The organism is Micromonospora chalcea (genome assembly GCF_002926165.1).
GTDB classification, from domain to species: Bacteria; Actinomycetota; Actinomycetes; order Mycobacteriales; family Micromonosporaceae; genus Micromonospora; species Micromonospora chalcea.
This window is the reverse complement of the sequence record NZ_MAGP01000046.1, coordinates 100,576-115,185: the sequence shown is the minus strand read 5'-3', so window position 1 is coordinate 115,185 and position 14,610 is coordinate 100,576. Positions and strand designations below refer to the sequence as shown.

Annotated in this window: 10 protein-coding genes; 1 reads left to right on the top strand and 9 read right to left on the bottom strand. The window is 71.2% G+C overall.

Annotated elements, in window-relative coordinates:
* Position 1 precedes the first annotated feature (1 nt).
* From BAW75_RS05965 to araB, 9 genes are all read right to left on the bottom strand, one after another.
* Positions 2-991: a LacI family DNA-binding transcriptional regulator gene (locus BAW75_RS05965; RefSeq protein ID WP_208635193.1), complete on the bottom strand. Its 990-nt coding sequence runs from the start codon at positions 989-991 to the stop codon at positions 2-4.
* 321 nt (positions 992-1,312) lie between these two features.
* On the bottom strand, positions 1,313-3,391 hold the full coding sequence (locus tag BAW75_RS05960) for an RICIN domain-containing protein (protein WP_244206019.1): 2,079 nt from the start codon (positions 3,389-3,391) through the stop codon (positions 1,313-1,315).
* Between the two features lie 246 nt (positions 3,392-3,637).
* Entirely contained in the window at positions 3,638-5,140 is a 1,503-nt protein-coding gene (gene araA / locus BAW75_RS05955) for an L-arabinose isomerase (RefSeq protein WP_104112905.1), read from the bottom strand.
* Positions 5,141-5,166: 26 nt separating this feature from the next.
* Positions 5,167-6,159, bottom strand: a complete 993-nt coding sequence (gene yjfF / locus BAW75_RS05950; RefSeq protein WP_043323316.1) for a galactofuranose ABC transporter, permease protein YjfF — start codon at positions 6,157-6,159, stop codon at positions 5,167-5,169.
* Entirely contained in the window at positions 6,156-7,226 is a 1,071-nt protein-coding gene (locus BAW75_RS05945) for an ABC transporter permease (protein ID WP_104112904.1), read from the bottom strand. The genes yjfF and BAW75_RS05945 overlap by 4 nt, the downstream gene beginning before the upstream one ends.
* Positions 7,223-8,764 (bottom strand): sugar ABC transporter ATP-binding protein, encoded by a 1,542-nt coding sequence (locus tag BAW75_RS05940; protein ID WP_104112903.1) that lies wholly within the window; start codon positions 8,762-8,764, stop codon positions 7,223-7,225. The genes BAW75_RS05945 and BAW75_RS05940 overlap by 4 nt, the downstream gene beginning before the upstream one ends.
* Positions 8,765-8,834: 70 nt before the next feature.
* A complete protein-coding gene (locus BAW75_RS05935; protein ID WP_043323310.1) occupies positions 8,835-9,830 on the bottom strand; it encodes an ABC transporter substrate-binding protein in 996 nt (331 codons plus the stop codon).
* A gap of 96 nt (positions 9,831-9,926) precedes the next feature.
* Positions 9,927-10,598, bottom strand: a complete 672-nt coding sequence (locus BAW75_RS05930; RefSeq protein ID WP_043323308.1) for an L-ribulose-5-phosphate 4-epimerase — start codon at positions 10,596-10,598, stop codon at positions 9,927-9,929.
* Positions 10,595-12,268, bottom strand: a complete 1,674-nt coding sequence (gene araB, locus BAW75_RS05925; protein WP_104112902.1) for a ribulokinase — start codon at positions 12,266-12,268, stop codon at positions 10,595-10,597. Before araB ends, BAW75_RS05930 begins: the two co-directional genes overlap by 4 nt.
* Positions 12,269-12,911: 643 nt before the next feature.
* Between araB and BAW75_RS05920 the strand changes: the two genes are divergently transcribed.
* Entirely contained in the window at positions 12,912-14,567 is a 1,656-nt protein-coding gene (locus BAW75_RS05920; protein ID WP_104112901.1) for a glycoside hydrolase family 27 protein, read from the top strand.
* Positions 14,568-14,610: the final 43 nt, after the last annotated feature.

Below are 14,610 nucleotides of genomic sequence, written 5' to 3'. Positions count from 1 at the left end.
GTCAGCGGGTGGGGGGTGGGCCCACGCTTCGGCGCGGGACCAGCGTCGGGGCGATGGTCTGGCGCAGCGGGCCGGCCGGCTCCGACTCGATCTGGGCCAGCAGAAGGTCCAGGCTCGCCGCGGCCACCGCCGTGAAGTCGGGCCGCACCGTGGTCAGCGGCGGAATGAAGTACGCCGCCTCGGGCACGTCGTCGAACCCGACGACGCTGATGTCGTCCGGTACACGGCGGCCGTGCTCGTGCAACGCGCGCAGCACGCCCAGCGCCAGGTGGTCGTTCGCCGTGAAGACCGCGGTGACCTCCGGCATCCGGGCCAGCATCTGCCCGCACCGGTAACCCGCGGCAGCGGACCAGTCCGCCGGGACCAGCGGCGGAACCTCGGCGCCCGCCTGCCGCAACGCCTCGCGCCACCCCTCGATCCGGCCGGCGCTGTCGAACCAGTCCGACGGGCCGGACACGTGCCAGACGGTGCGGTGCCCGGCGGCGAGAAGGTGCTCGGTGGCGGCCCGGGCGCCGGCGATGTGGTCGACGGTGACCAGCGGGATCGGCCGCCGGGGGTCGCCGTCGACTGTCACCAGCGGCACGTCGTGGGGCAGCCGTTCCAGCGCCTCCCCGGCCGACTCGACGGGCGCGATCACCACTATGCCGGCCACCCGGTGCGCCAGGTGCCGCTCCACCGCCGCCGAGATGGAACGGTGGTCGAGGTCGCGGACGCTGCCGACGCTCACCGCGAAACCCGCCTCGGCGGCGGTCTGCTCCAGCGCGGCCAGCAGCGACGCCGGGGCGTACAGCGTGGTGTTCTGCGCGACCACGCCGATCACCTGGGAACGGCCGGTCACCAGCGCGCGGGCCGCGCGGTTGGGCCGGTAGCCGAGCTCGGTGATGGCGGCCTGGACCCGCAGCCGGGTCTGTTCACGCACGTTGGGATGCCCGTTGAGCACCCGGGAGACCGTCTGGTGCGAAACCCCGGCGAGGCGAGCCACGTCCGTCATCGCAGGACCGCGCACGGCCACCTCACTTTCGCCACTGCCCGCGGCGGCCACACCCGGTCGATCTCGACCGGACCGTCCCGGGTGGCGACAGTCTACGCCAGCGGTCCCATCGGTATCGCTACCGCAGATCGACCGTTCCCACCGTGGCGCGCCGATTATCGCGGAATCGACAGGCGGCTCATTCCCTTCCGTTGCGCAGCGGCACGAACAGGCAGCTCGGAGCGGGTGGAATTGGGCCCGGGGTGCGGCATTTCCGGCGATTGCCGGAGCCGCACCCCGAGCTATGGAAGATGTGTCAACGGCCGCGAATGGTGACCGTTGTCACGGTGTCGTCAGCGAGAACTGCCGCACCGTCACCGCGCCGCCAAGCGATTGCGTGGCGTAGTTGAAGAAGCCGAACCGGTAGCCCATGAAGAACTGCCACGCGTTGTTGAGCGTCAGCGCGTTGCCCAGCGACACGAAGTTCACCCCGTCGGTGCTGTAGGAGAACCGCGCCTGCCGTCCGGAGCCGGGCCGGATGTCGGCGTTGGCCCGCAACCAGATCCGCCCGCCGGACACCGCCGCGCCGGCGATCTCCGTCCCGGTGCTCGTGGTGTTCCAGTTCGAGCCCATGGTCAGACCGTTTGTCATCACCACCCGGGTCGCGCCGTTGTCCCGCCGTACGCCGATCCAGGCCGAACTGTCCCGCAGCATCGCCAGGCCGGCCCGGTCACCGTCGCGCATGGTCGAGTAGTCCAGCTCGATGGTGCCGGTCGAGGTCGGACCCTGGATGCGGTGGGTGAGCGTGTTGCGGGCCCGGTACAGGTCGTTGGTGACGGTGGCGGTCTGCAGGCGCAGGCCGTTGTTCACCGACCACCTGCTGTTGTCCGGGTTGTGGTTCCACTCGTACTGCGGGCCGAGCGTGGTGCCGGAGAACGTGTCGGTGCCGGTGAGCGGCTTGACCGGGCGGGTCGGCAGCGGGTTGGGGTAGCTCGCGCCCCAGGCCCCGTTGACGGTCTGCAGCTGCGGCCAGCCGTCGGAGGTCCAGGTGATCGGCGCCAGCGTCGGCATCCGGCCGCCCGGGTAGGCGTCGGTGAACGCCATGTAGTACCAGGCGCCGGTCTGTGTCTGCACCAGCCCGCCCTGGTGCGGCACGCCGCCACCGGAGATCGGGCCGGGCAGGTTCAGCAGCACCTGCCGCTGCTCGTACGGGCCGAACGGGCCGTTCGTGGACTTCAGCACGTACTGGCCGTTGGCCGGCCGGGTCAGCCAGATGTAGTACGCGCCGTTGCGCTTGTAGAAGCGCGCCCCCTCCAGCGTGCCGATGCTCGACGGCGTCTGGTAGACCTGCTGCGCCCGCACCTGGCTGCGCCCGTCGGCGGACAGCTGGGCCACGCTGATCGTGCCGTTGCCGTACGCGACGTACATGGTGTCGTTGTCGTCGATCAGCATGCCGGCGTCGTAGTAGCAGTTGGGGATGGTGGCGAGGCGGCTCCACGCGCCGTCCACGGCGGTGGCGGTGTAGATGTGGGTCTGCGCGAAATCGATGCACCCGGCCCAGTAGAACGTGCGGTTGCTCGGCCGGTAGTTCAGCGTCGACGCCCAGATGCCGTCCACGTACGCCTGCTCGCTGGCGCTCAGGTCGTACTTGGTGCCGAACTCCAGCCGCGGCACCGAGTGCCCGGCGAACTCCCAGTTCACCAGGTCCCAGGAGCGCAGCACCGGCGCGCCGGGCGAGTAGTGCATGGTGGAGGCGGACATGTAGTAGACGTCGCCGACCCGGATGATGTCGACGTCGGCGAAGTCCTGCCAGACCGCCGGGTTGGTGAAGTTGCCGCTCGGCGTGCCCGGGTCACCCGGGTTGCCGCCGACCCGCACCAGCTGCCACTGCTGGTTCGCGCCGTTCCAGTCGTCGTACTGGACGATGTTGCCGCCGTCGGCGGTGGAGGCGTTCTGCACCTCCATCGCCTTGTTCGAGTTCCGGTTGATCAGCCGGACGTACCCGCTGTCGGAGTCGGCCAGCCGGAACTGCTGGTTGATGCCGCCGTGGTCGGTCCACTGGACCACCGCGGCCCCGTTGGCGGTGGACGCGCCGGTCACGTCCAGCACCTTGCCCGAGTGCCGGGAGCGCAGCCGGTAGTAGCCACCGCCGGAGTCCACGAACTGCCACTGCTGCCAGGCGCCGTCGTTGCGCGTCCACTGGGTGATCCGCGCGCCGTCGTTCGTCGCCTGGTTGTACAGGTCCAGCGCCTTGCCGCTGTTGCGGTTCACCAGCACGTAGTACGCGCTGGTGTCCACGGTGGCCGCGGAGACGGGCGCGGGCACGGCGCCCACCACCACGCCACCGACAAGCAGCGCCACCACCCCGGCCAGCAGCCGGGACAGGCGTCCACGTCCACGGGACAGTCGAGCCGTCACCATGATCCTCCTTCGTCGACCGGAGCCCGGGCACGGCGACGCGCGCCGACGACGTCGGCGTTATCGCTAACAGCGATGCCCACCCAGGCGGGAGTCGGATCCCTGGCAACTGCGGCGCAGATCGCGCCCGGAACGGCCCGCGAGCGGTGCCGGTGACCCTATCCATCGACTGTGAGCGATAACATGGCGTTCGTCAAGGCGTAACACGCCGCCCGCCACGCGGGTCGGCGCGGCGGGCGGCGAGGGGGTTCAGAAGCCCCGGGCGAGCCGGTAGTACGCCTGGTTCCAGCGCAGCTCGTCGGCGAAGCGGTGCGGGCGCGTCTCCGCGTCGATGACCACCAGCTCGGTCCGGGCCATCGCCGCCAGGTCACGCAGCTCCTCCACGCCGACGGCCTGGGAGAGCACGGTGTGGTGCGGCGCGCCCGCGGTGATCCACGCCTCCGCCGAGCCGGCCAGGTCGGGCTGCGGACGCCAGACCGCGCGCGCCACCGGCAGCCGGCGCAGCGGGTGCGGCGGCGGCACCACGTCCACCGCGTTGGCCACCAGCCGGAACCGCTCCCCCATGTCCGCCATGCCCAGCACCACGGCCGCGCCGGGCGCGGCGTCGAAGACCAGGCGCACCGGGTCCTCCCGCCCGCCGATGCTCAGCGGATGCACCTGCGCGCTCGGCACGTCGGCGGCGATGCTCGGGCACACCTCCAGCATGTGCGCGCCGAGGATCAGCTCCTGGCCGAACGTCAGGTCGTAGGTGTAGTCCTCCATGAACGAGGTGCCGCCCGGCACCCCGACGGCCATCGCCTTGAGCGTGTGCACCAGCACCGAGGTCTTCCAGTCGCCCTCGCCGCCGAAGCCGTAGCCGTCGGCCATCAGGCGCTGCACCGCGATCCCGGGAAGCTGGCGCAGCCCGCCGAGGTCCTCGAAGTTCGTGGTGAACGCCCGGAACCCGCCGGCCTCCAGGAACGCGCGCAGGCCCAGCTCCTGGCGCGCCGCGTACCGCAGCGAGTCGTGCCGGTCCCCGCCGGGCCGCAGCTCCGGCGCCACCCGGAAGGTGTCGTCGTACTCCTTGACCAGGTCGTCCACCTGCGCGTCCGCCACCTGGTCGACGGCCGCGACGAGGTCGTTGACGCCGTAGGTGTTCACCGATACGCCGAAGCGCAGCTCCGCCTCGACCTTGTCCCCCTCGGTGACCGCGACGTCGCGCATGTTGTCGCCGAAGCGCGCCAGCCGCAGCGTCCGCAGCGCCGACCAGCCGACGGCGGCCCGGGCCCAGGCCGCGACCCGGCCGACGACGCGCGGGTCGGTGACGTGGCCGGCGACGGTCTTGCGGGCCACCCCGAGCCGGGTCTGGACGAACCCGAACTCCCGGTCGCCGTGCGCGGCCTGGTTGAGGTTCATGAAGTCCATGTCGATCTCGTCCCACGGCAGCGCCACGTTCGCCTGCGTGTGCAGGTGCAGCAGCGGCGTCCGTAGCGCGTCCAGCCCGGAGATCCACATCTTGGCCGGGGAGAACGTGTGCATCCAGGCGATCACCCCGACCGCGCCCTGCACGGCCGCGTCCCGGCACACCGCCAGGATGTCCGCGCTGGAGGTGAGGACCGGCTTCCAGACCACGCGGACGGGGATGTCCGGCGAGGAGTCCAGGCGCGCGGCGATCTGCCGGGACTGCTCGGCGACCTGCCGCAGGGTGTCCTCGCCGTACAGGCCCTGGCTGCCGGTGAGGAACCAGACCTCGGGCTGGGGGTGAGTTGCCATGTTGTTGCCTTCCGCGCTAGGAACCGTCACTTGAACCGGATGCCGATGAGGCGCTGGAGGAGGATGAACGCGAAGAGCAGCCCGCCGATCACGATCTTGGTCCACCAGGAGTTGAGGCTGCCGTCGAACGTGATCAGGGTCTGGATCACGCCGAGCACCAGCACGCCGAGCACGGTGCCGAAGACGTACCCGGAACCGCCGGTGAGCACGGTGCCGCCGATCACCACAGCCGCGATCACGTCCAGCTCCATCCCGACGGCGATCAGCGGCGCGCCGGAGAGCGTGTAGAACGACAGCAGGATGCCGCCGATGGCCGAGCAGAGCCCGCTGATCGTGTAGACGGCGATCCGGGTCCGCGCCACCGGCAGGCCCATCAGCAGCGCCGACTGCGCGTTGCCGCCGACCGCGTACACGTTGCGGCCGAACCGGGTGTACGCCAGCACGTACGCCGCGATCAGCACCACCGCGAACGCGATGAGCACGCTGATCGAGACGAAGTTGCCGGCCGGGTCGCCGATGCGCTGCTGCGACATCGACGTCCAGAAGCCGTCGGTGATGGAGATCGAGGAGTCGCTGATGAACGTGCACATGCCGCGGGCGAAGAACATCCCGGCGAGTGTGACGATGAACGGCTGGATCTCGAAGAAGTGGATCGCGCAGCCCATCAGGAAGCCCAGCGTCGGGCCGATCAGCAGCGCGATGACCAGCACCAGCGCCGCGGGCAGGCCGTCGCGCAACAGCGACGCCGACACCATCGCGGTCATCGCGACCACCGAGCCGACGGACAGGTCGATGCCGCCGGTGAGGATCACGAACGTCATGCCGACCGCGACCACGAGCAGGAAGCCGTTGTCGATGAAGACGTTGAAGACGACCTGGATGTTGGAGAACGCGCGGTACTGGGACACGCCGATGCCGTACATGACGAGCAGCAGGGCGAGCGTGGCCAGCACCGGGACGTGCCGCCGGGGCAGGCTGGGCCGCCAGGAGCGGCCGGTGGTCAACGACGTGCTGCTCATGCCGGCACCTGCTCCTTCTCCCGCTGCGGCGCCGCCGGCCCGGGCTCGGTCCCGCGCCGCCGCCGGCGCAGCCGGGCGCGGAACGCCGGGGCCTGCACGAGGCAGACGGCGATGACGACGACCGCCTTGAACAGCAGCGACGTCTGCGGCGAGATGTTCATGGCGTACACGGTGGTGGTCAGGGTCTGGATGATCAGCGCGCCGAGGACGGTGCCGCCGAGGGAGAACCGGCCCCCGGCGAGCGACGTGCCGCCGATCACGACCGCCAGGATCGCGTCGAGCTCGATCCACAGGCCGGCGGCGTTGCCGTCCGCGCTGGACACGTTCGCGGTGACCATGAAGCCGGCGAGCGCGGCGCAGGCGGCGCTGATCACGTAGACGAGGAAGACGATGCGCCGCGACCGGATGCCGGCCAGCCGGCTGGCCTCGGCGTTGCCGCCGACCGACTCGACGATCAGGCCGAGCGCGGTACGCCGGGTGAACGCGGCCACCAGCAGCGCGGCGGCGAGCGCGATCAGGATGGCCAGCGGCAGCGTCAGGAAGTGCCCGAGCCCGATCGCCCGGTACGGCCCGGAGTTGATCGTGATGATCTGCCCCTCGGTGACCAGCTGGGCGATGCCCCGGCCGGCCACCATGAGGATCAGCGTGGCGATGATCGGCTCGAAGCCCATGACCGCCACGAGCACGCCGTTCCACGCGCCGAGCACCAGCGCGGCGCCGAAGGCCAGCGCCAGCGCGGTGGCCACCGTGGCCGGGCTGTTCTGGTCGGCCGCCCCGCTGATGTGCAGGCAGGCGATCGCGCCGCTGATGGCGCAGAGCGACCCGACGGACAGGTCGATGCCGCCGGTGGCGATGACGAGCGTCATCCCGAGCGCGACCAGGATCAGCGGCGCGCTCAGCCGCAGGATGTCGATGGGCGTGCCGTACAGGTGGCCGTTCTTGACCTCGACGGCGAGGAAGCCGGGACGGTAGACGGTGTTCGCGGCGAGCATCACCACGAGCACCAGCGCCGGCCAGAACAGGCGGTGGCCGGTGAGCGGGCGGAGGCGGGCGGCGACGGCGGTCATCGGGTCACCTCCTTCCGCGTGGTGCCGCTGGCGATGGTGCGCATGACGCGGTCGGCGTCGAGCGTGTCGTCGTTGTCGAGCTGGGCGACCATCTCGCGGTCGCGCATGACCGCGACCCGGTGGCTCAGGCGCAGCACCTCCTCCAGCTCGGCGGAGATGAACAGCACCGCCATGCCGCCGTCGGAGAGCTGCACCACCAGCTTCTGGATCTCGGCCTTCGCGCCGACGTCGATGCCGCGGGTCGGCTCGTCCAGGATGAGCAGGCGCGGCTCGGTGATGAGCCAGCGGGCCAGCAGCACCTTCTGCTGGTTGCCGCCGGACAGGTTGCGCACCGGCAGTTCCGGGTTGGCCGGGCGGATGCTCAGCGCCTCGACGTACCGGCGGACCAGCTCGTCCTGGCGGCGGCGCGGGATCGGACGCAGCCAGCCGCGCGCGGCCTGCATCGCCAGGATCATGTTCTCCCGGACCGTCAGCTCCGGGACGATGCCCTCGGCCCGCCGGTTCTCCGAGCAGAAGCCGACACCCTGGCCGATGGCCTGGATCGGGTTGCGCACCGGCGCCCGGCCGGCGTCGAGCCGGACCTGGCCGTGGTCGGCCCGGTCCGCGCCGAAGATCAGCCGCGCCACCTCGGTACGGCCGGAGCCGAGCAGTCCGGCCAGGCCGACCACCTCACCGGCGTGGATGCGCAGGCTGAACGGGGCGACCGCGCCACGCCGGCCCAGCCCGTCGGCGTCCACCAGCGGGGCCTCGTCAGCGGTGTCGACGGTGGCGCGTTTCTGCTGCTCGTCGAGCCGCTCCAGCACGTCCAGCTCCTGCCCGATCATCTTCTCGACCAGGCTGAACTGCGGCAGCTCCTCGGTGCGGTACTCCCCCACCAGCGTGCCGTTGCGCAACACCGTGATGCGGTCCGCGATGCCGTAGACCTGGTCGAGGAAGTGCGTGACGAACAGGATCGCGATGCCCTCGTCACGGAGCTGGCGCATGATCCGGAACAGCTGCGCCACCTCGCCGGCGTCCAGGCTGGACGTCGGCTCGTCCAGGATCAGCACCCGGGCCTGCACGTCGATCGCCCGGGCGATGGCGACCATCTGCTGCACCGCGAGCGAGTACGTGCCCAGCGGCGCGGAGACGTCGAGGTCGAGGTCGAGCCGGGCCAGCAGGTCGCGGGCCCGCCGGCGCATCTCGCCCCAGCGCACCGCGCCGAGCCGGCGCGGCTCGCGGCCGATGAAGACGTTCTCCGCCACCGACAGGTTGGTGCAGAGGTTGACCTCCTGGTAGACGGTGCTGACGCCGGCCGCGGCGGCCTGCATCGGCCCGCTGAACGAGACCTGCTCGCCGTCGAGGGTGATGACGCCCGCATCGGTCCCGTAGACGCCGGTCAGCACCTTGATCAGGGTGGACTTGCCGGCGCCGTTCTCACCCATCAGGGCGTGGACCTCGCCCGGGAACAGCCGAAAGTCGACGTCGTGCAGCGCGCGGACCCCGGGGAAGGTCTTGCTGATGCCGGTCATGGTCAGGACCGGACGGTTACCCGTCATCCCATCGGACCTCTTCTAGACGGTGGTGGCACGGGGGCCGCCGTCTCGCGACGGCGACCCCCGGGGTGGGTCAGTACTTGCGGTTGGGCAGTGCCTCCTTGGCCTGCTCCTGGGTGAAGGTGGTCTCCTCGGTCTCGATCCGGGCGGGGACCTCCTCGCCGGCCTTGACCTTCTTGACCAGCTCCATCAGCTGCGGGCCGAGCAGCGGGCTGCACTCGGCGATGAAGTTGAACTTGCCGTCCGCGAGGGCCTGCATGCCGTCCTTCACCGCGTCGACGGTGATGATGGTGATGTCCTTGCCGGGCGTCTTGCCCGCCGCGCTGATCGCCTCGAGCGCGCCCAGGCCCATGTCGTCGTTGTGCGCGAAGAGCACGTCGATCTTCGGGTTGGCCTTGAGGAACTGCTCCATGACCTGCTTGCCGCCGGCCCGGGTGAAGTCACCCGACTGCGACGCGACGATCTTCAGGTTGGGGTTGGCGGCGATCGCCTCGGCGAAGCCCTTCTTCCGGTCGTTGGCCGGGGCCGAGCCGGTCGTGCCCTGCAGCTCGACGATGTTGACCGGGCCGGACGCCGCCTTCTTCTGCTCCACCAGCCACTCGCCGGCGAGGCGGCCCTCCTTGACGAAGTCCGAGCCGAGGAACGTCTTGTAGAGCGACTTGTCGGCCGAGTCGACCGCGCGGTCGGTCAGGATGACCGGGATCTTCGCGTCCTTGGCCTCCTTGAGCACGGTGTCCCAGCCCGACTCCACCACCGGCGAGAAGGCGATCACGTCGACCTTCTGCTGGATGAAGTTGCGGATCGCCTTGATCTGGTTCTCCTGCTTCTGCTGCGCGTCGTCGAACTTCAGCTCGATGCCGGCCTCGGCGGCCGCTTCCTTGATCGAGGTGGTGTTCGCGGTGCGCCAGCCGCTCTCGGCGCCCACCTGGGAGAAACCCAGGACGATCTTGTCGTTGCCGTCACCGGAATCGCCACCGGTGTCGCTGTTGCCGCAGGCCGCCATGCTGCCGGCGAGCAGCACGCCGGCGAGCGCGGCGATGACCCTGCGGGCCGTGCTCCTGGTACTCATCGGTTCTCCTCCGGGGTTGGATGTTCCGGACGCGCGGCGGGGAGCCGGTGCGTCCGGGTGTGGTGGTGGGGTGGGTGCGCGGCGCCCGGTCCGGGGTCAGGGCGCCGGCGGGCGTTGGCCGTAGACGTTCTGGTAACGGTCGTAGAGCGAGTCGATGTCGGCCGGCGCGATCGGCAGCGGCTGCCCGAGCGCTCGGGCCAGGTGCGCGGTGCGGGCGACGTCCTCGCACATCACGGCGGCCTTGACCGCCGCCCGGGCGTCCCGGCCGATGGTGAACACGCCGTGGTTGCGCATGAGCACCGCGGGCGAGCGGTGCCCGGACAGCGTGCTGACGATCCCCTTGCCGATGTCGTCGCCGCCGATCAGCGCGAACGGCCCGACCGGGATCTCCCCGCCGAACTCGTCGGCCTGCGCGGTCAGCCAGCACGGGATCGCCTCGCCCCGGGCCGCCCAGGCGGTGGCGTAGCCGCTGTGGGTGTGCACCACGCCGCCGACCTCGGGCATCGCGCGGTAGACGTAGGCGTGCGCGGCGGTGTCGCTGGACGGCGAGCCGCCGCCGTCGACGACAGTGCCGCTCAGGTCGCAGACCACCATGGACTCGGCGGTCAGGTCGTCGTAGTCGACGCCGCTGGGCTTGATGACCATCAGGTCCTGACCGGGTACGCGGGCCGAGACGTTGCCGGCGGTCCAGGCCACCAGCCCGTAGCGGGTCAGCTCGCGGTGCAGGCGGGCCACCGTCTCGCGCAGCTCGGCGACCTGGCTGTTCATCCGACCACCTCCAAGGGTGCGGCGGCGCGGGCGTCGACCGCCGCGTTGCGGATCGCCCGCAGGCGCAGCATGACGTCGTTCGCGCCGCGGCCGAAGTGGTCGTGCAGCGCGCGGTACTCGGCGTAGAGCGCGTCGTACGCCCGGACGTTCTCCGGTACGGGCCGGTAGACCGCCTCCTCAATCCGTCCCATCGCGGCGGACGCCTCGTGGATCGACTGGTACTCGCCGGCCGCGACCGCGGCGTGGATGGCCGAGCCGAGCGCCGGCCCCTGGGCGGAGCCGATGATGCTCAGCGGCCGGTTCGTGACGTCGGCGTAGATCTGCATCAGCAGCCGGTTGGAGGTGAGCCCGCCGGCCACCACCAGGTCGTCGACCGGCACTCCGGCCTGGGCGAACGCTTCGACGATCATCCGGGTGCCGTACGCGGTGGCCTCCAGCAGCGCCCGGTAGACGTCCGGCGGCCGGGTGGCCAGCGTCAGCCCGACGATCAGCCCGCTCAGGTCGTGGTTGACCAGCAGCGACCGGTTGCCGTTCCACCAGTCCAGCGCCACCAGGCCGTGCGCGCCGACCGGCTGGGCCGCGGCGGCCTCGGTGAGCCGCTCGTGCGAGTCGAATCCGGCCGGGGCGCCGTGGCGCACGAACCAGCCGAAGATGTCCCCCACGCCGCTCTGCCCGGCCTCGAAGCCCCAGGCGCCGGGGCTGATGCCGCCGTCGACCACGCCGCACATGCCCGGCACCTCGGCCGGGTGGGTGCCGTTGAGCACGTGGCAGGTGGAGGTGCCCATGATGGCCACCAGCCGGCCGGGCCGCAGCGCCTGGGCGGCGGCGGCGGTGACGTGCGCGTCGACGTTGCCGACCGCGACCGCGATGCCCTCGGGCAGGCCGGTCCAGGCGGCGGCGCGGGCGTCGAGCGCGCCGGCCCGCGCGCCCAGCGGCAGCAGCGGACCGTCCAGCTTGGCGACGAAGTCGGTGAAGTCCGGGTCGAGCGCGGCCAGGTAGTCCGGGGACGGGTACCGGCCGTCCTGCCGGATGCCCTTGTAGCCGGCGGTGCAGACGTTACGCGTCTCGACGCCGCACAGCTGCCAGACGATCCAGTCGGCCGCCTCGATGAAGCGCTCGGCGCGCCGGTAGATCTCCGGGTCCTCCTCCAGGATCTGCAGCCCCTTGGCGAACTGCCACTCCGCCGAGATCTTGCCGCCGTAGCGGCCGATCCACGGCTCGCCGCGTTCGTGCGCCAGCGCGTTGATCCGGTCGGCGTGCGGCTGCGCGGCGTGGTGCTTCCAGAGCTTGACCCAGGCGTGCGGCCGGTGGCGCAGCTCCGGGATCTCGCACAGCGGCGTGCCGTCGGCGAGCGTCGGCAGGACCGTGCAGGCGGTGAAGTCGATGCCGATCCCGACCACCAGTGCCGGGTCCACACCGGCCGCCGAGAGCGCTGCCGGTACGGCGTGGCGCAGCACGTCGCGGTAGTCGTCGGGGTCCTGCAGCGCCCAGTCCGGCGGCAACGCCGGGCCGTCGTCGGGCAGCGCGGTCTCGATGACCCCGTGCCGGTAGTCGTGCACCGCGGTGCCGAGTTCAGCGCCGTCGCGGACCCGGACCACCAGCGCCCGGCCGGACAACGTGCCGAAGTCGACCCCGATCACGTACCGGTCGGTCGCGTCCACTTCGCTCATTTGCACCTCCGCCGTGTCACGGAGTTAGTGTTAGCGCTCACATACACATCCGTCAAGACACGTCCGGGCAACAGCTACGTAACGAGCGGCGGCGCCCGGAACCGGCGCCCGCCGCCCCGCGCGGACCGGCCCGGCCGCCGGCCGGGAGATCCACGCCGACGGCGCGGTCGAACCTCGGGCAGACGGCCTGTTAGCGACAACAATCGATGGAACTTCCGGAAATTCTCTCGGCGCTCCCGACTCCCCCGGCCCGAGGGCCCAGATACCGCCGCGGGGCCGCCCAGAAGGCCGCTCAGCGGCTCTTTTTCTCGCCGCGGCACTCTCGGCAGCAGGCCGCCGCAAGCCGCCCGAGGGTCGCCAGGCTATTTACAGTGTTTGATGTCAGCGATAACATTTCGCCATCCCCACACACTGTGGCGCCGCTGTCCGGGAAACCCCGGCGCCGCAGCCGGGCGGCGACGGACGGCGACCCCGTCGACCGCCGGAACCCCACCACCCACGAGCGCCCGCCGGCACCGATCGGCCCTGGTGGAACTGCCGTGCCGCGTCCGTCCCCGTGTACCACGGGCGACGCCGTGCGACCGGCGGGCCGCTCCCTTCCGGGTACCGGCACGGACGGCGCCCGGCCACCGAGGAGGACCCAGTGCGCAGATGGACCCGACGGACGCTCGCCGTCCTGGGTGTCGCGGCGGTGGCGCTCGCCGCCACCGTCACCGACGGGGCAGTCGCCCCACGCCCGGCCCGGGCGCTGGACAACGGCGTCGCCCGTACGCCGCCGATGGGGTGGAACACCTGGAACACGTTCGGCTGCAACATCAACGAGACCCTCATCCAGCAGACCGCCGACGCGATCGTCGCCAACGGACTGCGCGACCTCGGGTACAAGTACGTCGTCGTGGACGACTGCTGGTTCAACCCGAACCGGGACGCGCAGGGCAACCTCCAGGCGCACCCGCAGCGGTTTCCCAGCGGAATGAAGGCTCTCGGTGACTACCTGCACGCCCGTGGCCTGCTGTTCGGCATCTACCAGGTGCCGCTGGACAAGACCTGCGCCCAGGTCGGCGGCGCGTTCCCCGGCGCCACCGGCAGCCTCAACCACGAGTACCAGGACGCGCGGCAGTTCGCCGCGTGGGGCGTGGACTACCTCAAGTACGACTGGTGCTCCGGCACCGGGACGATAAACGACCAGGTGGCGCGGTTCGGCATCATGCGCGACGCGCTGGCCTCCACCGGCCGGCCGATCGTCTACAGCATCAACCCCAACAGCTACCACGCCAAGACCGGGCCGCAGCGCAACTGGAGCGACGTGGCGAACCTCTGGCGGACCACCGAGGACATCACCAACGCGTGGAACACCGGCCAGACCAACGGATACCCGATGGGCATCCAGAACATCGTCGACGTGACGGTGCCCCTGGCCGGGTACGCCGCCCCCGGCGGTTTCAACGACCCGGACATGCTCGAAGTCGGCCGAGGAGGCATGAACGACACCGAGATGCGCAGCCACTTCGCGCTCTGGTCGATGCTGGCGGCACCGCTGATGATGGGCCACGACGTCCGCTCGACGAACGCGGCCACACTGGCGATCCTGCGCAACGCCAACCTGGTCGCGATCAACCAGGACACGCTCGGCCGCCAGGCGGTCCAGGTCTCCTTCGACGGCACCCGGCGGGTGCTGGCCAAGCCGCTGGCCAACGGAGACGTGGCGGTCGCCCTGTTCAACCAGGGCAGCTCGACCACCACCGTCTCCACCACGGCGGCGGCGATCGGCAAGAGCGGCAGCTCGTTCACGCTGCGCGACGCCTGGACCGACGCCACCTCCACCAGCACCGGCACGATCTCCGCCAGCGTGCCCGCGCACGGCACCGTGGTCTACCGGGTCAGCGGCGGCGGCACCACCACCCCGCCACCGGTCCCGACCACGTTCCGGCTGCGCAGCGAGTCGTCCGGCCGGTGCCTCGACGTCGACAACGCCGGCACCGCCAACGGCACCGGCACCCTGATCTGGGACTGTCACAACAACGCCAACCAGCAGTTCACGGCCAACGGGCAGGCGTTGCAGGTGCTCGGCAAGTGCCTGGACGTGCCGACGAACGCGACCGCCGGCACCCGGGTGCAGATCTGGGACTGCAACGGCGGCACCAACCAGCAGTGGACCATCAACGGCAACGGCACGGTGAGCAACGTGCGCTTCCCGTCGCTGTGCCTGGACGTCGACAACGCGGGCACCGCCAACGGCACCCGGGTGATCGTCTGGACCTGCCACGGCAACGCCAACCAACGGTGGAGCCGGGCGTGAGCGGCTGCGGCCGGTGAACGGCGGTCGGCCGGACGAAGGGGCG